This is a genomic window from Methylophilus aquaticus, from assembly GCF_030769565.1.
Classification (GTDB): domain Bacteria; phylum Pseudomonadota; class Gammaproteobacteria; order Burkholderiales; family Methylophilaceae; genus Methylophilus; species Methylophilus aquaticus.
In genome coordinates this window covers 114,680-136,730 of the sequence record NZ_JAVCAP010000014.1, presented here as the reverse complement: position 1 = coordinate 136,730, position 22,051 = coordinate 114,680, and the positions used below count along the sequence as shown (strand labels likewise).

19 protein-coding genes are annotated in these 22,051 nt (G+C 48.3%); 10 read left to right on the top strand and 9 right to left on the bottom strand.

What is annotated here, in order from left to right; all coding sequences use genetic code 11:
* Positions 1-177: 177 nt before the first annotated feature.
* Genes Q9291_RS07105 through cysM form a run of 4 tightly spaced genes read right to left on the bottom strand, consistent with a single transcriptional unit; the run spans position 178 to position 3,789 of the window.
* Positions 178-597 (bottom strand): YdbL family probable chaperone protein, encoded by a 420-nt coding sequence (locus Q9291_RS07105; protein ID WP_370530752.1) that lies wholly within the window; start codon positions 595-597, stop codon positions 178-180.
* A gap of 7 nt (positions 598-604) precedes the next feature.
* Positions 605-874, bottom strand: coding sequence for a hypothetical protein (locus Q9291_RS07100; RefSeq protein WP_370530750.1), 270 nt, complete (start codon positions 872-874; stop codon positions 605-607).
* Between the two features lie 33 nt (positions 875-907).
* Entirely contained in the window at positions 908-2,896 is a 1,989-nt protein-coding gene (locus Q9291_RS07095) for a translocation/assembly module TamB domain-containing protein (RefSeq protein WP_306389335.1), read from the bottom strand.
* Complete coding sequence (cysM, locus tag Q9291_RS07090) at positions 2,896-3,789, bottom strand: cysteine synthase CysM (protein WP_306389334.1); 894 nt, start codon at positions 3,787-3,789, stop codon at positions 2,896-2,898. The genes Q9291_RS07095 and cysM overlap by 1 nt, the downstream gene beginning before the upstream one ends.
* Before the next feature lie 218 nt (positions 3,790-4,007).
* Between cysM and Q9291_RS07085 the strand changes: the two genes are divergently transcribed.
* A complete protein-coding gene (locus tag Q9291_RS07085) occupies positions 4,008-5,168 on the top strand; it encodes a GGDEF domain-containing protein (RefSeq protein ID WP_306389333.1) in 1,161 nt (386 codons plus the stop codon).
* A gap of 43 nt (positions 5,169-5,211) precedes the next feature.
* Positions 5,212-6,306, top strand: a complete 1,095-nt coding sequence (locus Q9291_RS07080; protein WP_306389332.1) for a hypothetical protein — start codon at positions 5,212-5,214, stop codon at positions 6,304-6,306.
* Between the two features lie 115 nt (positions 6,307-6,421).
* On the opposite strand, the gene Q9291_RS07075 is transcribed toward Q9291_RS07080, so the two are convergent.
* Complete coding sequence (locus tag Q9291_RS07075) at positions 6,422-7,360, bottom strand: transglycosylase SLT domain-containing protein (RefSeq protein WP_306389331.1); 939 nt, start codon at positions 7,358-7,360, stop codon at positions 6,422-6,424.
* Between the two features lie 84 nt (positions 7,361-7,444).
* Positions 7,445-7,948, bottom strand: coding sequence for a disulfide bond formation protein B (locus Q9291_RS07070; protein WP_306389330.1), 504 nt, complete (start codon positions 7,946-7,948; stop codon positions 7,445-7,447).
* Positions 7,949-8,067: 119 nt separating this feature from the next.
* Between Q9291_RS07070 and xseA the strand changes: the two genes are divergently transcribed.
* From xseA to prmB, 8 genes are all read left to right on the top strand, one after another.
* The gene (gene xseA, locus Q9291_RS07065; protein ID WP_306389329.1) at positions 8,068-9,285 is read left to right on the top strand and encodes an exodeoxyribonuclease VII large subunit; all 1,218 of its coding nucleotides are present in this window, start codon (positions 8,068-8,070) and stop codon (positions 9,283-9,285) included.
* 128 nt (positions 9,286-9,413) lie between these two features.
* Positions 9,414-11,297 carry a potassium transporter Kup gene (locus Q9291_RS07060; RefSeq protein WP_306389328.1) on the top strand — a complete coding sequence of 628 codons (1,884 nt, stop codon included), beginning with the start codon at positions 9,414-9,416 and terminating at the stop codon, positions 11,295-11,297.
* 115 nt (positions 11,298-11,412) lie between these two features.
* Positions 11,413-12,225: a M48 family metallopeptidase gene (locus tag Q9291_RS07055; RefSeq protein ID WP_306389327.1), complete on the top strand. Its 813-nt coding sequence runs from the start codon at positions 11,413-11,415 to the stop codon at positions 12,223-12,225.
* A 100-nt stretch (positions 12,226-12,325) separates the two neighbouring features.
* Complete coding sequence (gene dapD / locus Q9291_RS07050; protein ID WP_306389326.1) at positions 12,326-13,153, top strand: 2,3,4,5-tetrahydropyridine-2,6-dicarboxylate N-succinyltransferase; 828 nt, start codon at positions 12,326-12,328, stop codon at positions 13,151-13,153.
* 214 nt (positions 13,154-13,367) lie between these two features.
* Positions 13,368-15,440 carry a putative bifunctional diguanylate cyclase/phosphodiesterase gene (locus tag Q9291_RS07045; protein WP_306389325.1) on the top strand — a complete coding sequence of 691 codons (2,073 nt, stop codon included), beginning with the start codon at positions 13,368-13,370 and terminating at the stop codon, positions 15,438-15,440.
* Positions 15,441-15,529: 89 nt separating this feature from the next.
* On the top strand, positions 15,530-15,883 hold the full coding sequence (locus Q9291_RS07040; RefSeq protein WP_306389324.1) for an ArsC family reductase: 354 nt from the start codon (positions 15,530-15,532) through the stop codon (positions 15,881-15,883).
* Positions 15,884-15,890: 7 nt separating this feature from the next.
* The gene (dapE, locus tag Q9291_RS07035) at positions 15,891-17,033 is read left to right on the top strand and encodes a succinyl-diaminopimelate desuccinylase (RefSeq protein WP_306389323.1); all 1,143 of its coding nucleotides are present in this window, start codon (positions 15,891-15,893) and stop codon (positions 17,031-17,033) included.
* A 1-nt stretch (position 17,034) separates the two neighbouring features.
* A complete protein-coding gene (prmB, locus tag Q9291_RS07030; RefSeq protein WP_306389322.1) occupies positions 17,035-17,928 on the top strand; it encodes a 50S ribosomal protein L3 N(5)-glutamine methyltransferase in 894 nt (297 codons plus the stop codon).
* Between the two features lie 15 nt (positions 17,929-17,943).
* On the opposite strand, the gene rluB is transcribed toward prmB, so the two are convergent.
* The 3 genes from rluB to Q9291_RS07015 all read right to left on the bottom strand — a co-directional run bounded on the left by rluB (position 17,944) and on the right by Q9291_RS07015 (position 21,916).
* A complete protein-coding gene (rluB, locus tag Q9291_RS07025; RefSeq protein WP_306389321.1) occupies positions 17,944-19,044 on the bottom strand; it encodes a 23S rRNA pseudouridine(2605) synthase RluB in 1,101 nt (366 codons plus the stop codon).
* A gap of 431 nt (positions 19,045-19,475) precedes the next feature.
* Complete coding sequence (recJ, locus tag Q9291_RS07020; RefSeq protein ID WP_306389522.1) at positions 19,476-21,131, bottom strand: single-stranded-DNA-specific exonuclease RecJ; 1,656 nt, start codon at positions 21,129-21,131, stop codon at positions 19,476-19,478.
* Positions 21,132-21,157: 26 nt separating this feature from the next.
* Entirely contained in the window at positions 21,158-21,916 is a 759-nt protein-coding gene (locus tag Q9291_RS07015) for a hypothetical protein (protein ID WP_306389320.1), read from the bottom strand.
* Between the last annotated feature and the right edge of the window lie 135 nt (positions 21,917-22,051).

Below are 22,051 nucleotides of genomic sequence, written 5' to 3'. Positions count from 1 at the left end.
ACGCAACATGCACAGAAGACTGCATGCAATGACTATGCCTGAAACAGAAATCAGGCCTTTTTCCCCCTGTATTCACAGCATACCCTGTGATTACAGAAGAGCCTACAGTTTCAGTCTACGTGAGAAAGAGCGGCGGCAATTGGACGATAAAGCAATGATTTACCGGTGTTTAGTAGCTTACTTGCGACTCCACTGCCCCTCGCGTTGCACAAACCAGCCACTTTGGGCCTTGTCTATCCAGCGCAGGGCAAAGATGCGCTGGATTTCACCCTCCCACTCAGGGTGACCATTCGCGGCAGCAATGCCCTGATACAAATGGGTCCTGTCTGTATTTTCATCATTGACGAGTCCTGCCAGCGCACCACGTTGGGACAATGGCACCAAACTGGCATCTTTGACTGCAACAAACCCCTCAACGGTCAAGCCAACCGCACCTGACTGGTAATAGGCTGACAATTGCGCATGACGTGCCTGCATCGCGGCCTTGACTGCAGCCACCGCTGGCGTGTTGACATTCAGATCGGCCGCAGCCTGCGCATGCGAAAAAGCTGCCATGAAACAAAAAGCCAGAAAGACGCCTGCTATGTATCTTGTCATCATTTGGCTACTCCTTGCGATTGGCAGGCTGACTGCCACTATCATTGACCGGTGTGACGGCTGCCGGACTTGCGGGAGGACTGACGGCATGATCAACGGGGGCAGCTTGATCCGGGGGTAGCTGCCAAATTTCGTCAATCACTTTATCGGCGGCTTTTTCGGCCGCCGCCGCCGGGAAATAAATATTGATTGTGACACAGCCCGGCAAGCCAGCCGCCAGTACGGCGACAAGCAGCCATGCCCTTTGACACGAACACAATGTGCATAATTTATTCACGCCAGGCTCTCCATGGTTGATCAGATTAATCTTCTATTTGATAATGATTTTACTGTTCGAGTCAGTCACGCGCTGCATGCGGCTCAGCACATCCTTCCAGCTAACGTACTGGGTATAGCCATTCACATTCACGGCAGGGACACCCTGCCCTTTGACAATGACAAAACCGTCAGGCACATTTTCTACACCGCCCATTTTGCAGATATCGCCGCGCAATTCACAGCGCAAGCCGATTTTTTCGTACCCAAACTCTTTAAAAAAACGTAGAAATGTTCTTTGCAAGGCCGCGGCAGTCCCCTCACCACCCAAGGCAGTAATATTTTCTACGGCCCGTTGCGATATTTTCTTTTCAAACGGGCCATCGGCAGTCTGAATCACCGCATCCATATACACGGGCTTCCAGTTTTGCAGGCGCAAATGCCTGACATCGCCCTCCAGTTTGCCACTGATAGAGCCAAAGTTGAATGTACGCGTAATCTCACCCAGATCAATATCACGCATGTTGAAATTGGCATGCAGCTTGGGCACAGCGCCCAGCGGGTCGACAATCTCCAGATCCGACATCCCGACCTTGCCATTAAAGAGTTTGAACTGCATTTCACCTGTCATGCGCAGTGCATGGTTGGCATAGGTGACCAGCGGGATTTCGCCATCAATTTGCCCGCGCATTTCGGGCCAGCCCAACGCCTGACTGAAACTGCGCATACTGATAGGCTGCATATCCATTTTCACATGCCACACCATGCTCTGGTTGATCCAGGCCGCCGAAAAATCCTGAAAATCCAATGCACCGTCCAGCAAAGGCAGCCGCAACTGTGGCGCTGTAATCGAAAAACGGTTCACCTCGGCCTGCCATTTGGTTTCCCCCAGGGGAATTTGCAGCACATGTCCTGACTGGTAGCCCATACTGATCTGTTGGGGCCGCTCGTAATCCCAGGGAATATTGGCATTAAAATGGGAAAAGCCGAACTTGCCGTTCTGGTCCTCTACACTGGCATCGATAATATGCAAGTTGAATTTGAGCGGTTGCAGGCCTTTGGCCTCAAACGACCAGTCGGCTTTGCCTGACACATTCAGGCTACCAAACACTGACTTCGCCACCAGTGGCTGAATAAACGCCTTGTATACCCCATTAAAATCGACATCCGTCGCATTGACTGTTAACAATTCAAAGTCCTTGCTGACCAGATTGATCCGGCTTTTACTATGCAGGGTGCCTACACCATCCAGACTGAGTTGCGCCTGTTCAATATCCAGATAGGGCGCTTGGTAAAAGCCACTGATCTCAAAACGCTTGCCGCCTTCGGCAAAGTAAAAAGGTTGCCAGAACAACTCGCCTTGTGTCCAGTGAAACAAGCCTTTCCAGCGCCAACCATCTGCTTGCTCATAAGCAGACAGCCTGATCTGGCCAGTCAGATTCTCACCTGCATGCAATCCGGCTGCATCGCTGAATCTGGCCTGATTGACATTGAGCATCACCTCCATGCCGCGTGCCAAAGATGTCGCCCCTGCTGCCGACTTCAGGGTTGGCGTCACCTGAACATGAAATGGAATATGTGAACGCACGTCCTGATACAAGCCATCATGACACTGCCAGGTCTGCAAAGACGCCTGAGGCGGAACCAGGCAACGCAGGTGAAACGTGCCCCATATCTCGTCACCAGTGGCTTTGATCTCTGCATCCAGAGACAATATCGGCTGGGTTGGATGGGTACGGTAATCAAGCAGGATTGTGGGGTTTCTGGCCTGATAGTGCTCAGACTGTAATGCAGAGGAAGTCACCAGCAAGGTCGGGTGACGGCTGACATTGAGGAATATCTGCGGCTTATCCAGCGTTGCAGCTCCGATTTGCAAACGCGCTGCATCCACTTTCACTTGCTGCCCGGACTGTAAATCAAGCTTTGCCCTCGGCTGTTGCAACACAATATTATCGTAGCTGATACTGTCGGCGCTCACACTGATATGTGTGACTGCATGCACATGCGTAATCCACAGGCACACGATCATCCAGCAGATACGCATCAGGCGGGAAACACTCCGGTAGACAGATAACGGTCACCGCGGTCGCAGACGATGCTGACAATTACGGCATTATTCACTTCTCTGGATAATTGCAAAGCTGTATACAACGCTCCGCCACTGGAAATACCTGCAAAAATGCCTTCCTGTGTGGCCAGTTTGCGTGTGGTCTCTTCCGCATGCTGTTGACTGACATAACGCAACGCATCAATACGACTAGCCTCATAAATGCCAGGCAAATACGCTTCTGGCCACTTGCGTATGCCTGGAATCTGCGCGCCGTCTTCAGGTTGCACACCAATAATCTGCACCTGGCTATTTTGCTCTTTCAGATAGCGTGAAGTGCCCATAATCGTGCCAGTGGTCCCCATACTGGAAACAAAATGCGTGACCTGGCCTTCGGTATCGCGCCAGATTTCAGGCCCGGTGCCTTCGTAATGCGCCTGCGGATTATCCATATTGCCAAACTGGTCCAGCACAACACCCTTGCCTTCGGCTTGCAGCCGCATCGCCACATCACGCGCCAGTTCCATGCTGCCGTCTTTAGGCGTGAGCACCAGTTCAGCCCCATACGCCTTCATGCTTTGTCGGCGTTCAACGCTCTGATTTTCCGGCATGACCAGCACCATCTTGTACCCACGCATGGCAGCCACCATCGCCAACGCAATGCCGGTATTACCACTGGTTGCCTCAATCAGCGTGTCTCCTGGTTTGATCTGTCCGCGCTGTTCCGCTCGCATAACCATGCTATAAGCGGGTCGATCCTTGACGGAGCCTGCCGGGTTATTCCCCTCCAGCTTAAGCAATACGGTATTGCTGGCATTTGGATTCATGCGCTGCAAAGCCACCAGCGGCGTATTTCCGACAAAATCATCCAGTGTTTTTATAGGTTTCATCTCTTATCAATTCACTCTTAATCAGTTCAATAGTGACAGGATTTACGCAAGATGGCCGCACAGTTTGCTGGCGTCATCCGCGACTTAGAATAAAATTGATACACCATTCAAATGAATAAATGTAAAATTTACATCTGTCTTTTAGGCGAAAATGTTCAAATAGCAATTTTCACATAAACTGACCTCCGTATAAAAATATAATTTCAAAAGGAAACAGGATGTTGAAAAAGTGGATTAGCAAAGCACTTATCGTCATGCTGCACCCAATCAAACTTTTTCCTGAGTTAAGTGATGCACACAATGTGCGTTACAAAATTGTTTTTCTTCAAAATGTGTTTACATTCGCTGGCTTTGTTTCACTTATCATGGGTGTACTGCGCTGGGAACAACAACCGATCATCGGCAAAATCGATGTAACATTCGGGCTGCTGGCTTTTCTGTTGCTGTCCACCATGCAAAGATACCGCCACAAAATTGAGCTGATCGCCAGCATTGCACTTTGGCTGTGTTTTATTCAATTCATGGCTGTGTTTTTTCTTGCCGATGGCAATAACAGCCGCAGCGGACTGCTGCTACTCATCTTGGCTGGCGCGTTTTACCTCAAAGGCAGGCTAACTGGTTACTACATGCTCGCAATGATTGTCATGCTGGTCGTCAGCAATCATTTTCTGGCGGTGTTTGACACACACTTTACCAATCTGGATATCTTGACTCTTTGCTTTTATCTGCTCGCACAGTTTTTTATCATTCATAACTATGAAAGTTTACGGGAAACGCAAACCCAGCATCTGAAGACACTCAATCAAGACCTTGAGGCTTTGGTTAAAAAGCGCACAGAACAGTTGGCTGCCGCCAACCATGCCCTGGAACTGGAAAAGCAAAATCTTAAAAAACTATCTGATACCGACCACCTTACAGGCTTGAGTAACCGCCACCACTTTGAGGCCCTTTTTTCGCAACAACAAAGAATCAGCGAGCGTGACACAACAGATGCACTGATCCTGATTGACATAGACTATTTCAAGCATATCAATGACACACACGGCCATATCCATGGCGACAATGTACTGAAAGGCATCGCCAGATCGATGCGAGAACATACCCGCGCATCCGATATTTCGGTGCGCTGGGGTGGTGACGAGCTCATCATTTATGCACCGCGCACGACTTTGCTGCAAGCCCGGCAATTGGCAGAAAAACTGCGTGACCACATACAAACATTACAATTGCCAGACGTAGGCACAATTACCATCAGTGCTGGCGTTGCCGTGCTGTGCCCAGGCGATACGTTTTCACAGTTGCTGCAGCGTGCGGATCAGGCACTCTATCGAGCCAAGCAGGCAGGTCGCAATTGCATTCAGACATTTGAGCCAGCATAAATCTGTATCCGCCCCCTAACCTTTTCCTACACACGCATTTGCCATGACCCACAAAAAGTCTATTTTAATTCTGAGCACTATATTCTGTTTTTGCACGCAAACTGTCTATGCCGAGCAATGGCAAACGGTATCAGGCAAAGAAAAATTTCTGGCAGTCTCAGTTGACCTTGAATCGATCCAGCCCGGCTATCATGAAGACATCGTTTTCTTTCGATTGAGATCAGATGACCACTACGACACCGTTTCTACCAGAACAGTACAGGCATCGTGTAGTGAACTATCCATCGAAGTTGATCAGGAGGTGGTTTTGAACAAAGCTGAGCAAACGGTAGAAAAGTTCGACTGGAAAAATCCCACGCTCAAATCCATCCCCACATACGCGCACTCCCGCCTATCATTCTGGGGCTACACTCAGGCGTTTGGCAACGCCATCAAGCTGGCATGTAACCGTATTGGCAATCACGCCCCGCAGCGCCTGGAGGCCATGGAGCAAGAGCAGTGCTCACTGGCCAATCCTTTATACAAAGTTGCCTGCGCTCCTTATGCCTCTTGGCGCGCTAATTACAAACTCTATTTGTCACGCTCACACGATGCAATTTACAATTGCGGTATTTCAGAAGACCGCATGGCCAAGCAAACAGGCCTGCTATTGAAGAATGTCATGCGTTGCCAAAGTGAATCTTGTGGCAATCAGATTCTGGAAAACTGGATACAAAAACGGGGGCAGGATATTGCCACGGTGATACACCTTCCCAACCAGCAGCAGCAACAAATATGGGTTGCCCCGGTGGAAAACCAACACTTGTGCAGCTCTCTGGATGAAGCCGATCAGGAAATTGCACGCATTGATAGTGAGGAAATGTTTGCCAAGGCCAAATACATGGGCTGTTTAAAAAGGGAGGGTTATCCGTATCATTCAACGCATAAAGATCAAGCACCAGCATTAAGTCTTAATAAAAAACAAAACGCGGAAACAGCATGCGCTCAGTACTATCAACAGTGGCAACACATCATTTCTGAAAAAGCGGCTTTTCAAAAAGAAATAGAAACACCTGAAACTGAAGCTGAGTTCATATTATTCTCAAATGCATCGGCAACCGATGATGAACAAGCAATCGATGTGCAAAGCAAACACTAGAGATGCATATGTTATAAACGATCCAATCCACATGGCTTCATTGCCTGGAACAACGCGTATCTTGAGGCGATGAATACAGCTTACATTAAAGGGCAAATGCTGACTTCAGGATTTATCAAGGTAGCACTGTTCGTTTGGTGTCCAGATCATGCCGGTAATCGTGTTGTTTCTTCTTGTAATATTGTGAAATGCGCTTGATGTAGTTTTGCGTTTCAGGAAAAGGTGGAATGCCACGATATTTTAAAACATTGTTTTCTCCCGCATTGTATGCCGCCAGAACCAACTCAATATCGCCTTTAAAGTAGGCAAGCAACCAGCGTAAGTAAGACAATCCACCTTTAATATTTTGCTCGGGGTTATACGCATCTTTTACACTGAACCGTGCTTGCGTTTCTGGCAACAGTTGCATCAGTCCCTGTGCATTTTTTGGTGATCTGGCGTTAGGATTAAAGCCAGACTCCACAGCAATCACTGCCATGGCAAAATCCACTTCAATATCATAAGAAGGCGCGTGTTTCTGCACCAGCCTGTAAATCGGACCTTTGGGATAGGTCATGGGTGCTGAATTATGGGTCTCTTCTTTCTCGTTTTTAGCGACTTCAGCCACCGGCTGAACTGGCTCTTTAACTGACTCGACAGGGACGTCCGGCTTTTCCATACACGCGGGTGGATTAGCCAAAGCAGGATTACCTGCTGTTTTTACCAGCCACGCCCCGGCCTCACGATGTCCGTGCTTTTCAGCAAGGCTAAAGAAAAAAGCGGCAAGATCATGATTGGTATCAACGCCTTTACCCATGCTATAAAGCCAGCCCATTGCAAATTGCGCATTGGGATCCTCAGCGTCTCTTGCCTGCTGACAATAGTAATCGTAGGCTTGCTGGTAAGTGGTTATACCTAAATCATTTGGCGTACGAAAAGCCAGACTGACCAAGAGAATGTAAGGATTGCTCAGTGCACCCGAGTTTTTTTGACGTAGCACATTACCTTGCCCCATTTGTGATTGAGCGTCCAGTTTTGCTTGCTCAGCATGGCAAAAAGCAGGTAAACACCACATACAGCAGCCCAATGTCAGGAACACGGTTTTTTTAAAAAAGTGCATGCAGTCACAGTCTGATAGAGAAATAAGCAATCTACGCAGTTAAGGCCGTAGCGCGTTAATACGGTACAACCAAAACGCATAAACCGCAGTTGCAATAAAAGAAATCAGGCCAAGTTGTGGCAGCGTCAGTCCAAAAAAGGTCCAATCTATTGCCGCGCAATCGCCCGTTCCTCGAAACACTAAAGTTAACGCTTTTTTAAGAGGAAAGTTTTCAAACATGTAGTCAAAACCAACGCCGCAATCCGCAAAAACTTCGTCTTTATGTACTTGTAACCACCAATGTCTGATAGCGACCCCGGCTCCACCGAATGCCGTCAGAATTTGCAGAGTCGTGAGCAGCCTGTGACTCCAATGTCTGGCAACAGGCCATGCCTGGATGAAAAACAACGCACCCAGCCCCATAAAAATCATCCTTTGCGAAATACAGAGCGGACAGGGTTCCAGATTGTTTTGAACCTGAATAACCAAGGCCAGCCCAACAATGCAAAAACAAGCAATAAAACCCAATAAATATCCAGACCGCCCCTTAAACCAACGCATCATACAAAGCTCCGATTATTTTAAATAAATCTAAAATTGTAATGGATATCCAAGAATTATCCATGTCAGTGACATGAAAGCAGACCATGCTGACGTGTAAATATTCTGGGATAATACGCTGTATGACACAATCTATTACGACATCGTTTCCTCAAATCTTGAGCGTGAGCGGATTAAATCGCCTGGCAAAAGAAACTCTGGAAGCATGCTTCCCGCTTTTTTGGATCAGTGGCGAGATTTCCAACTTCACGCGCGCAGCCAGTGGTCACTGGTATTTTTCATTAAAAGATGATCGGGCACAGGTCAGATGCGTCATGTTTAAAGGGCGCAACAGTCTGTTAAACACCCTGCCGCGAGAAGGCGATTTAATTGAAGCACGCGCAACGGTCACACTTTATGAAGCTCGCGGGGACTTTCAACTGACCATCGATTTCTTGCAGCCTGCCGGCATGGGCAGATTGTACGAAGCCTTTGAGCAACTCAAGCAAAAACTGCAGGCACAAGGCCTGTTTGATGCTGCACGCAAAAAGCCAATTCCAACCGAGCCATGCCGTATCGGGGTCGTAACGTCAGCAGATGCCGCAGCACTGCGAGATGTGCTGACGGCCATCCAGCGACGCTACCCCGGCATGGGCGTAATCATCTACCCAACGCCCGTGCAAGGCAAAGGTTCTGCCGAACGCATTGCGCAAGCCATTCATACCGCAAATCAGAGACTGGAAGTGGATACACTGCTTATTTGCCGCGGTGGAGGCAGCATTGAAGATTTATGGTCTTTTAATGAAGAGGTCGTTGCCCATGCCATCGCTGACTGCCGCATACCCACCATCAGTGGTGTAGGTCACGAAACGGACTTCACTATTGCTGACTTTGTTGCGGATTTGCGTGCTGCGACACCCACTGCGGCGGCTGAACTGGCCTGCCCTGACCAATCACGGCTGATACAACATCTGGACCAATTGCAACTCCGGCTACGCAGAGGAATGCGCACTCTTTTAGACAGGCAAGCACAGACACTGGATTACATGTCTCGCAGATTGATTTCACCAACGCAGCAATTACAGCAACAAAAAAATACCGTACTACAGTTGCAACACCGATTGCAACTGGCAATGCAACATAGCCTCACCGGCTACCAGCGGCAACTGCAACTGCTTGCAGCCAGCTTGCAACAACTAAATCCTCATCATGTGTTGGCCAGGGGCTATGCTATCGTGCACAAGCAAGATGGTCGCGCTGTGACCAGTGCACAACAACTGGAAATAAGCGAACAGCTTGCCATTACCTTGCAGCACGGTGCTGTCCAAGTAAGTGTCACACATTTATCCAATCTGAAATAAGTGTGCGTGGTCGTGCTTTTTGTAAATTTTCCACACACAAAAAACGCAGTTGCATGAATTGTTTAAAAAGCATTGGTCATGAACTGAATTTGACTGATAATGGCGGTTTGCTTTAAATCGTTCACACAATGGACCAATCAAAAAGTCAGCAAACAGCGCTGCATACAATGGCGCTGGCAGCATTGGGAGTGGTATTTGGTGATATCGGAACCAGCCCGCTCTACACCATGAAAGAAGTATTTGCTGTTGGGCATCATCCTTTATTATTGAATCAGGATAATGTGTATGGCATTTTGTCGCTGATTACGTGGGCATTGTTGCTGATTGTGTCTTTCAAATATGTCTGCTTTATCATGCGGGCAGACAACCGTGGTGAAGGTGGCATTATGGCCATGCTATCGCTGGCCAGCCGCTATGCAGGTGGCGACCCCAACCAGCGAAAGCGCATCATGATGTTGGGTATTATTGGTGCATGCATGTTTTATGCAGATGGCATGATTACACCTGCTATTTCAGTATTGTCTGCTGTAGAAGGTCTGGAAGTCGCAGCCCCACAACTCGAAAGCTGGATTGTTCCAATCACCCTCTTTGTACTGTTACTGCTGTTTTGGGCGCAAAGCAAAGGCACGGCAGTGGTGGGTGCATTTTTCGGACCAGTCATGCTGACCTGGTTTACGGTCTTAGGCATTTTGGGGGGCATCAATATCAGCCATCATCCTGAAATCCTCAAGGCACTCAGCCCTTATTATGCGTTCATGTTCTTCAACACTCAGCCTGGAATCGCATTTATTGCCTTGGGCGCAGTAGTGCTGGCTGTGACAGGAGCTGAAGCCTTGTATGCAGATATGGGACACTTTGGCCGCACCCCAATCAGATTGGCATGGTTCTGTTTTGTTTTACCCGCGTTGATCTGCAATTACTTTGGTCAGGGCGCCCTGATTCTGGCCGAGCCAGAATCCATCCAAAACCCTTTCTATCACCTGGCACCGGACTGGGCACTTTATCCACTGATTATCCTTGCTACCCTGGCCACCGTGATTGCATCACAAGCCGTCATTACCGGCGCCTTTTCAGTGTCTCGCCAGGCCTTGCAACTTGGTTTTATTCCACGCATGCACGTAGAACACACCTCTGAAAAAACAGAAGGTCAAGTGTATATGCCGCGCGTTAACTGGGGGTTAATGGTTGCCGTAATGGGGCTGGTACTTATCTTTGGCAGCTCCGGGGATTTGGCCGCAGCCTACGGTATCGCTGTGACAGGTGACATGGTGATTACCACTTTACTGGCAGCGGTGGTGTTCCATCACCTGTGGGGCTGGAGCAAGCTTAAAACAGCCAGTTTGATTAGCGTATTCCTGATTATTGACTTGTCATTCTTCTCTGCAAACATTCTTAAAATACCAGATGGCGGCTGGGTGCCTCTGCTGATCGGATTGATCATTTTCACCTTGATGCGGACCTGGAAGACCGGACGTGCTTTGCTTTACAGCATTTTAAAATCCGAGTCCATGGAACTGGTCCCTTTTATACAAGCCATCGGTGCACATCCGCCTGGCAGAGTCAGTGGCGCTGGCGTGTTCATGACCCCCAATCCAGATGGTGTTCCACATGCGCTTCTGCATAATCTCAAGCACAATAAAGTACTACATGACAAAGTCATTATCCTGACCGTTCGCTTTGAAGACTTCCCGCATACCAGCCTGGAGGAACGAGTGTCGGTAGAGGCCTTACCGCATGCGTTTTATCGCGTGACCTTGCGTTACGGCTATATGGATGAACCAGACTTGCCGAGAGACCTGGTACTCACAGAAGCGCATGGACTGACACTGGACACCATGGACACTTCATTTTTTATTGGCAAGGAAATCTTGCTGGCTTCAGACAAACCGGGCATGGCTTTTTGGCGTAAAAAAATCTTTATCGGTTTATTTAGAACGGCTGAAACCATCACCAACCAGTTCAAGCTCCCGCCAAACCGCGTAGTTGAACTTGGCTCACAAGTAAAACTCTAGCTTCAAGCTGGATTCAAGAAATAAATACTGTAAAATCCATTTCATAATTTTATATGATGATGTAACGATGAAACGACGTTTACGCTTCACCGAGTTATTCAAAGGATAGCTAACCATGATGCTCATCAAAATCTTTTCCATCGCCACGCTTTGCGCACTGTTGTCAGCCTGCGCCACCACAACGAGCAGCAGTGTTTCAGGTGTTAAACGAAGTCAGTTGCTTTTACTGCCATCCAGCACAGTGAACCAGATGTCGGCACAATCGTATGTGCAAACATTGCAGGATGCACAAAAGAAAAACACACTGAATGCAGACAAGCCTTTACTTAACCGAGTCAAGACCATTTCCAACCGCCTAATTACCCAGGTTGGCGTGTTCCGCCCAGATGCCAGCAAATGGAAATGGGAGGTCAACGTCGAAAAAAATGATCAATTGAATGCTTACTGCATGCCGGGTGGGAAAATCATGGTGTTTTCAGGTCTAGCAGACAAATTGAACGCAACAGACGATGAACTGGCTGCCGTGATTGGGCATGAAATTGCACATGCCTTGCGCGAACATGGACGCGAACGCATGTCACAAGCTTATGTACAGCAATTTGGTTTACAAGCGCTGGCTTCACTCATCGGCGGAACTGCGGGCAGCATGGCCGCACAGGGTGCAGGCATGGGTAGCCAATTGCTATTCTCGCTACCCAATGGTCGCGAGCAAGAACGCGAAGCAGATCGCATGGGGCTGGAATTAGCTGCACGGGCGGGCTATAACCCAGAAGCGGCAGTCACTTTATGGCAGAAAATGAATGCTGCCAACAAAGAGTCTCCGCCTGAGTTTTTAAGTACCCACCCTTCCAGCGAAAATCGCATCAAGGATTTACAGGCATTAACACCTAGTGTAATGCCTTTGTATTTGGCTTCAAAATCAAAGTAATACAACATCATCACGCCGCGGAAGCGGTGTGCACGCACCCAAACCCATATAATTTGAGTTAAAATGTGAGGTTTACCCAAGTAAATTAAGTAGAGAACACATGGATCCTCGTCAAAGTATTATTGAAGCGGCTTTCGAAGACCGCGCAAACATCAACCCAAGCAACGCCTCTATTGAAGTCAAACAAACGGTTAGTTCCGTTCTGGATGATCTGGATGCAGGCAAACTCCGCGTAGCCACCCGTATCGGTGATACGCAGCAGTGGGAAACCCATCAATGGCTAAAAAAGGCTGTTTTATTGTCATTCCGCCTGAAAGATAATGTATTGATGGATGATGGCGTAACACGTTATTTCGATAAGGTGGACCCGAAATTTGCTGACTACACTGAAGAGGACTTTAAAGCTGGCGGTTTCCGTGTGGTGCCTAATGCAATTGTCCGAAAAGGCTCATTCATTGCCAAAAATACAGTGCTCATGCCATCTTATGTCAACATAGGTGCTTATGTTGGAGAAGGCTCTATGGTAGACACGTGGGCCACTGTTGGATCGTGTGCACAAATTGGTAAAAACGTGCATTTATCGGGTGGTGTAGGGATCGGTGGCGTTCTTGAACCAGTTCAGGCTGGCCCAACGATTATTGGTGATAACTGCTTTGTCGGTGCGCGCTCTGAAGTGGTTGAAGGGGTTGTGGTTGAAGATAACTGTGTCATCTCCATGGGCGTATATATCGGTCAATCTACCAAGATTTATGACCGTGAAACAGGTGAAGTGCATTTTGGCCGCGTCCCGGCGGGCTCTGTCGTAGTGTCAGGCAACTTGCCTTCCAGCGATGGAAAATATAGCTTGTATTGCGCAGTTATTGTTAAAAAAGTAGACGCCAAAACACTGGGTAAAGTAGGCATAAACGAGTTGCTACGCGGCATTTAACCATTACAGCTTTATCATATCGGCAACATACTTATCGCAACAATCAGTAGCAACACTACATTTTTTAACATGCGTGTCGTTATAGGTATGCGTGCCGATTGTTCTACCACTATTTTGAAATTGAGTCTGGAGCATTAAAGGCAATAAAAATAAGCACAATAAAGACAAACAGTAGTCACGCAGTAGAATACCAAGAACAACATTGCAATTACTTATGAGCCAAACACAAATTTATATCAGCCTGCTTTTCGCACTCAGTGTGATCGGGTGTTATTTTGCGTTTGAACTGGTTTACCGCTTACGAAAAGTCGCACAAAAAGAACACGAACTTTTTCTTAAAAAGTATGCATCCATACTGGCTGCAGGAATATTTATCCTGCATGCAGGCTATCAATTCACTTCAGACAACATTCCAAAAATCGCCCAGCACCCTGTGGATTTTATAGGCGCATTACTATGTGCCTATCTATTGGCCCTCTCATTGTTAAACACCGTCAACCAGAGAAGCCTGCCATTAAGGGAACTGATGTATGCGGCAATGGCAGCCGGCTTCAGCGCGTACCTACTCTCCTACTTTTACCATATTGCATCAGGCGCAATTAATATCAATATCGATATTTGGACAGCGCTATTTGGCTTATTTATCGCCTGCATGACGTCGGCGCTGGTCATTGTGACCATGCTCTGGCTAAAAGGCTATGAAGGGAAAGCGTTACGATGGCTCAAACTGATGTTTTCGGTAGAAATTGCCCTTGGATTCCTTGCCGCCCATGCAGCAATCAACCTCAGCATTCTGCACAGCAGTGAATTTGCTTTGCAGCCGACTGACCAAGCCAGCAACTATTTAACTTTGTTGCTGGTACTTTCGCCAATTTTGCTATTCATGACTTCGTTCATATTAGTGGTTTTTTACGAACGTGCTGTCGACATTAACCAGAGTAAACTGAGCTTTCGTAACACACAAACCAGCCATAGAAAATTAACAGCTTATGACCCGCTAACGCATTTACCCAACAGGGACGCACTGAATCAGCACTTGGTAATCAGTGCAAAGCGTTGCGACCGTAACGGAGAGTCAATGGCATTGGCCTATATTGATCTTGACCACTTCAAACCTGTAAATGATCAATTCGGCCATCATATTGGTGACCTGCTACTGATAGAAGTCTCAAAACGCATCAGCAATGCGCTGCGTAATTGTGACTACGTTGCACGCGCCGGGGGCGATGAGTTTATTGCCATACTGAGCGAAATCGAAAATCATCAAAGTGTGGTTACGGTCATTCAACGTATTATTGATACCATGCGCGAAAGTTTTGTCATTGAAGACCATGTGATTGAAATTTCCTGCTCAATTGGCATCTCCATGTACCCACAAGATGGAAATTTACAGAAGTTAAAATTGAACGCCGATGCAGCTATGTACAAGGCTAAAGAAAACGGCAAAAACCAATATCGTTTTTTTGATGCTGAAATTGAACAAGCATCAGATGAAATGCAGCAAACCCGGATTGAACTCAAACATGCAATCACCCAACGTGAGTTCAAATTATTGTTCCAACCCAAGGTGGATGCCATGACCCGGCTGGTACATGGCGCCGAAGCCTTGTTACGTTGGGAACATCCATCCCGAGGACTGCTATCACCATCGACCTTTATCGAAGCGGCAGAGCGTTTTGGAATGGTTGAAGAGATTAATGAATGGGTTATTTCACAAGCCTGCCATACGATTAGAAAAGCCAGAGAAATTGGGATTGATCTCAGCATTTCTGTAAACCTTTCCCATCAGCAATTCAGAAATAAACATCTGGGCGAACATATCCAGTCAATCCTGGACATTAATCAAGTTGAGCCGCGGAGTCTGATCCTCGAGGTATCAGAAACAAATGCAATTCATCATCAAGAGCAATTCAGGGATACATTGCGACACTTTAAAACATTAGGTCTAAAAGTCTCGCTAGATGACTTTGGCTTGCACCCATTCAGTTTAAGCTACCTGCAGAATCTTGAAATAAGCGAAGTCAAGCTGGATCGCTCCCTCACCAAAGGAGTTGCAATTTCACAAGTATCATTATCAATTGTAGAAGCAGTGGTGAAGCTCGCGCATGCCCTTGACCTGAATGTAGTTGCCGAAGGTGTAGAAGATGAGGAGCAGCGGCTGGCACTTGCCACTACGGGCTGTGATCAAATGCAAGGATATTTATTTTCGAAACCTGTGGAACAGCAGTTTCTGTTTGATGTATTCAGCGACTTGCAGCATAGAACCACCACCAAAAGCCTGTTCTGATCACTAAGCTACGACCATTTGCCACAAATACTCGCACGCAGTACTGGCTGGCTGTTAAAATATTATTTTTTTAATAGCCATAGTCGAGCATGAAACTCTACGGAATTCCCAATTGCAGCACGGTCAAAAAAGCGCGTGAATGGCTGGCACAGCATGATGTGCCTTACGCATTCCACGATTTTAAAAAACAGGGATTTGAGCAAGCTGTTGCGCAGCAATGGCTGGAACAAGTCCCGTGGGAGAAATTGGTCAACCGTGCCGGAATGACCTGGCGCAATTTGTCAGAGACTGAAAAAGCGGCTGTGAGCAATGCTCAGGCGGCACTTACCCTTATGCAGTCCAACACATCTGTGATCAAACGCCCGGTTGTAGTGAAAGATCACCAGATTATCGCCATCGGTTTCAACGAAGCTGAATATACCCAACTTTTCCAGAAACAGTGACACCGCCATGTCCAACACACTCGAACTTGCTATTGATTTATTATGCAGACGCTCACTCACTCCCGAAGATGCGGCTTGCCAGGAAACCATGATTGCACGACTGGAACCCCTGGGTTTCAAGATCGAGCGCATGCGATTTGGTGAAGTAGATAATTTTTATGCCCGACGTGGCAACAGCAGACCGCTGATGGTGTTTGCAGGCCATACTGACGTCGTCCCTACCGGCCCTCTGGATAAATGGCATACGCCGCCTTTTGAGCCTACGATAAAAGACGGCATGCTGTATGCACGCGGCGCGGCCGACATGAAAACTTCGCTGGCTGCATTTATTACCAGTATTGAAGCCTTTATTACCGAACATCCTGAACACACAGGTTCTATAGGACTACTGATTACATCAGATGAAGAAGGCGTTGCGATTGAAGGTACCGTAAAAGTGGTCGAAGCCCTGCAAGCCCGAGGTGAAACCTTTGATTATTGTATTGTGGGTGAACCTACCAGTAACAAAGTTGTAGGCGACATGATTAAAAATGGCCGTCGCGGCTCACTGTCCGGCAAACTCATTGTCAAAGGCGTCCAGGGGCATATTGCGTACCCTCATCTCGTAAAAAACCCGATCCACATGGTGGCTCCTGCTATCAAGGACATGGTGGAAACCACATGGGATCAGGGTAATGAATACTTCCCGCCGACCTCATGGCAAATTTCAAATATGAACGGCGGCACGGGTGCCACCAACGTAGTGCCAGGTGAAGTAGAAATTCTGTTTAACTTCCGTTATTGTCCAGAAGTCGATGGTAACGGCAGTTCAGAAGCCAGCTTGCGATCACGCGTACATGCCATTCTGGACAAACATGCACTCGATTACACGCTCGATTGGGAACATAACCAGTCTTACATCACACCGCGCGGTGATCTGGTTGAGGCGATCAGCCAGGCCATTGTGGAGAGTTATGGGGTGAGCCCAGAGCTTTCAACCACGGGCGGAACGTCTGATGGCCGCTTTATTGCCGACATTTGCAAGCAAGTGATCGAGTTCGGCCCACTCAATGCCACCATCCACAAACTGAATGAATGTGTTGCAGTGGCAGATATCGAACCGCTCAAACAAACCTACAAACGCACCATGGAACTGCTCTTACTTAAATAATATGACCACTCAACTTAATAGCATACGCGACTGGTTACGTTACGCCGTCAGCCGTTTTGAAAACTCTGATATTTTTTATGGTCATGGCACGGATAACAGCTATGACGAAGCGGTGTGGCTGGTGATGAGTGCATTGCATTTGCCGCATGACACCCTGAGCAACTTTCAGGACGCCAGGCTCACCACAGAGGAATGCGAGCATCTGTCCACGCTGATTGAAAAACGTGTCAGCGCGCATGTGCCGACTGCCTACCTGGTCAATGAAGCCTGGTTGCGTGGCTATAAATTCTATGTGGACGAACGCGTGATTGTGCCTCGCTCGTTTATTGCTGAGTTGCTGGAAAATGGTTTGCAGCCTTGGATAGAATTTCCAGAGATGGTCGAATCTGCAGCCGACATTTGCACTGGTTCAGGCTGCCTCGGCATATTGCTTGCCGAAGCTTACCCGAATGCGCATATTGATGTGGTGGACATTTCTACGGATGCGATTGAAGTCTGCAATATCAATATCGGCCGCTATGGTCTGGAAGCTCAGGTGCAAGCGGTACAATCTGATATGTTTTCAGCCCTAAAAGGGCGTAAATATGATGTCATTATCAGCAACCCGCCTTACGTTGATGCCCCCAGCATGGCGCAGCTCCCGGCGGAATATCGGAACGAACCGCAACTGGCATTGGGCAGTGGAGAGGCCGGACTTGACCATACCCACACCCTTCTGACGCAGGCGAGTGAATACATGAACGATGGCGGGCTGCTGGTTGTGGAAATCGGGCATAACCGCGATGCGCTACATGCAGCATACCCTGACTTACCTTTTCTCTGGCTGGATACCAGCGGCGGCGATCAGTTTGTATTTTTGCTAAACAAAGAAGATCTGATCGAGGCAGGCTATTGATAGCCTGCTGCATGATTAACCGCGATTGCGATTACTGCTTTTTTTAGCCCTTGTATTCAACCGGGCATTTTGTCTGGAGGCCTCTTTTAAATCGGACTCCTGACGAATGCGGCGCGGCTGCTTAGGTGCTGCGCGCTGTGGGCGTTCAGCCTCAGGTGCGTTTGCAGTCTCAAGCAGACTGCGACGCTGTTTACGCACTTTTGGCACAAAGACACGAGTTGCACGGTCTTTTTCATGCGGGCTCAATTGTTTGAGTGGCTTGCGTGACACAGGTAAATCTGCCCACTCCAGCAACGAAACCACCTGTTTTTGTTCCAGCTTGAGCATGGTGCCACGCTTAAGACGTGGCGGTAGGTTGATCGGGCCAAAACGCACTCGCATCAGACGGCTCACCGGCAGGTGGAACGCCTCAAACAGGCGGCGGACCTCACGGTTGCGTCCCTCTTTAATCACAACCTGATACCATTTATTGGCACCCTCACCGCCCTGTGCGTGGATGCTTTCAAAGTTGGCAGGGCCATCTTCAAGCTCAATTCCGTGCTTGAGTTGCGCCATCTGCTCTTCAGTCAACTCCCCCAGAATGCGCACCGCATACTCACGCTCCACTTCATAGCGTGGATGCATAAAGCGGTTTGCCAGATCACCCGAGTTGGTAAAAATCAACAAGCCGCTGGTATTCATGTCCAAGCGGCCTACAGCAATCCACTTGCCTTGCTTGATGCGTGGCAATTTATCAAACACCGTGGCACGTCCTTCCGGATCATCTTGGCTGACAATTTCACCTTCCGGTTTGTGATACAGCAAGATTTGGGGCAGCTCCGGGTCAAACGGCAAATGCAAAATACGGCTATCCATGCGTACCACATCATGCTCTGTCACCACTGCACCAACCAAAGCCACCTGACCATTAATCGTGATACGTCCACTGGCAATCAGCGTCTCCATATCGCGGCGTGAGCCAAACCCGGCCAATGCCAGTAACTTGTGAAGACGCTGCCCCTCACGCGGGGCATCTGCATCAAGGGCAATATTGTGCGCATCAGTCGATGCGCTGGGCTTTGGGCTTGGAGTGCGCGGAGCGGGAGTATTCTTGGGTGTTTTAAACGGACGGGCCATGCTTCAACCTCTTCAATGAAGGCTGTATTTTACCGTATTTAATGCAAACGCCCTAAAAGCTTGATAAGACCGGAGATGAACACAGATACCAGCAAATTTAAAATAGCAAACCGATTCATCGCCAAGACATTGAAAATCCTCAATAGCGGACTAGAAATGCGCAATTAAACATGCACCACCAACATTGAACACCACTCATTTCTCAAGAATATATTTTCCTCAGTGCTTACTACGCACTATTCGGTGACTACTGTGTAGTGAGGCTTACACCTTGCATAAGAGCACCTCTAATCATTCAAAATGCTAAGCAAGCCTTGGCGCGATTAAAAAATTTAGACGCAGTGGATATGTACGGAAAAAAATTTATGCGCAACAACACAGCATCGCGACGGAATTTGAATGATTATTAGAGGTGCCCATAAAAGTCTCCATCAGACCACCGCATGCACTACCTGCAATTGCAAACTACGATTGCCATTAAATTCGTTCACCTGCAAGGCATAGGCAAGGTCAATTTGATCGGGTAATGGATCAGCATGTTGAAAATAGATCGCTTCGAACACCTGCCCCTGTTTTTGCAGGCGTAGTTTGAGGTGTTTTTCGGCCAGCACACGTTGTTGCAGTATCTCAAAACGATCATAAAATACAGGTTGCGGAAAGCCTTGCCCCCAAACTTCATTGGCAAGTAATTCTGCAGTACCTAAAGTCATCTCCTGTAAAGCGAGTGGACCATCCATCTCCAGCACTTCCTGCAAAATTTCTGCTGATATCAGACTTTTCACCACCTGCTCAAAAATTTGCTGGAACCGGACAAAATCATGCATACGAATAGTTAATCCGGCCGCCATGGCATGCCCGCCAAACTTCACAATAATATCTGGTGAGCGCTTGGTGACCAGGTCAAGCGCATCGCGTAAATGTAACCCAGGGATAGAGCGGCCAGACCCTTTAATCAACCCATCACTGGCATCGGCAAAGGCGATCACCGGCCGGTGATAACGTTCCTTGATGCGAGAAGCCAAGATGCCAATCACGCCCTGGTGCCAGTCCGGCTGGTAGACACTGATAGTGTACTGACTGGCCTGGAAATCACTTTGCAAATCGGCCATGGCATCCCACTGCATCTCGGCTTCAATTTGCTTGCGTTCTGCATTCAAAGCATGCAATTGTCGTGCATAACGCATCGCCTCCTCATCCGTCTTGGCTAGAAGACAGCGTATACCGATCGCCATGTCATCCAGCCTGCCGGCGGCGTTGATTCGCGGCCCCAGATAAAAACCTAAGTCTTGCGCATTAACTTGTGATGGCTCGCGGCCTGCCAGCTTGAGAATAGCCAGAATCCCGGGGCAGGCATGGCCTTGCCGTATCCGTTTGAGCCCCTGCGCCACCAGAATCCTGTTGTTGCTATCCAGCCTGACCAGATCAGCGACGGTGCCAAGTGCCACCAAATCAAGCAAACCGGCCAGATGCACAGCATTCTCTGCCAGCATACCGCGCTGTTTCAGCTCGGCACGCAGGGCAATTAACACATAAAACATCACACCAACCCCGGCCAGATGTTTACTCGGGAAAGCACATCCCCGCTGGTTCGGATTGACAATACAATCTGCTACTGGCGTCTGTTCAGCAGGTAAATGATGGTCGGTAATCAGTACCTGCAAACCAATCTGCTTGGCAGCAGCGACGCCCTCAATACTGGCAATGCCGTTATCCACAGTCAGAATCACATCAGGCTGCTGCTGTGCAGCCAAGGCAACAATTTCCGGAGTGAGCCCGTAGCCATACTCAAAACGATTCGGAACCAGAAAATCCACTTGCGCACCCATGGTCTGTAAGCCCAGCATGGCTACGCAAGTTGCAGTAGCGCCATCCGCATCGTAATCTCCCACAATTAAAATACGTTTCTTTTGCAGGATGGCATCTGCCAGCAAAGTTGCCATCTGCGAGCAACCCAGCAGCGCTTCAGGCTTAATCAAATGTGGCAACGCTTGTTGCTGACTGTCTGCCGAAACAACACCTCTTGCTGCCATTAGTCGCGCCAGCAAAGGCGAATACCCTTGTGCTTGCAAGGCTTCACAAGCCGCCATAGAAAACAATCGTTGCTGTATACGCACTAGCGTACCCCTTGAGCAGACTTAGGCTGCGACAACAGTGACTCATGCAATGCTTGCAACAAACTGTCCATCGGGCGCGGCTTTCGCCAAAAACACCAACGCAGGCCCCGCTTTAACGTGATATGCACGCTACACTCAGCAAATGGAAGCATAATTTTTAATTGCGTAAATATGCCTTTACTAAAAGCAACTGATAAAGATTCCCAATCCACATCTCGCATACTGTCAGCCACAAACAGAGCATGCTTATAGCGCTGACCGCTTGCAAGCTCTGCAATCTTGAGAGCCCTGACAGCGGACAAACCACTAGCAGTCAAGCCCTCTAACAAGCGTCCCTGCCCACTGATCAGGTCAAACCTGTGTTGCCATGAGGGCAATTGCGCGACATTGGAAAACCACAGACTGTTTAAAGTCGCTGGCCAGGACGCATCGGCATGATGCGCGATTTGATGCATGAGCATTTGACATTCATTTACCCATTGGCGTAGCACACGCGCACCTCTACCTGTGGGTTGCCAGGCAAACGCTTGTTGAAAGAGCACACTTTGTGGCCAAGGGCACTCAACCTCTAGTGTTTGCAAGGGTTGTACCCACCAGAATCGATTATCTGGATCGGTATGCAGAATAAAGTCTTTGGCAAAATGCTCGCTGATTTGTACCGTCAACTGCTGATAATGTGCTTTACTCAACGGCACAATCCCTTGCAGAGAAAAACTGTCACGCTGCATATTCAACTGGACAGGGAGCAAGCACAACATAGTGCCAGAAATACTGCTCGTTTTTTTGCTAACTAATACTGAGGATGCGAGCGATGAGGTGCTGCAAATGTTTTCATCACCCTGCAACTGGTTAAATAATGTTTGGAGTGGCCCATGCCTCTGTACTTGCCACTT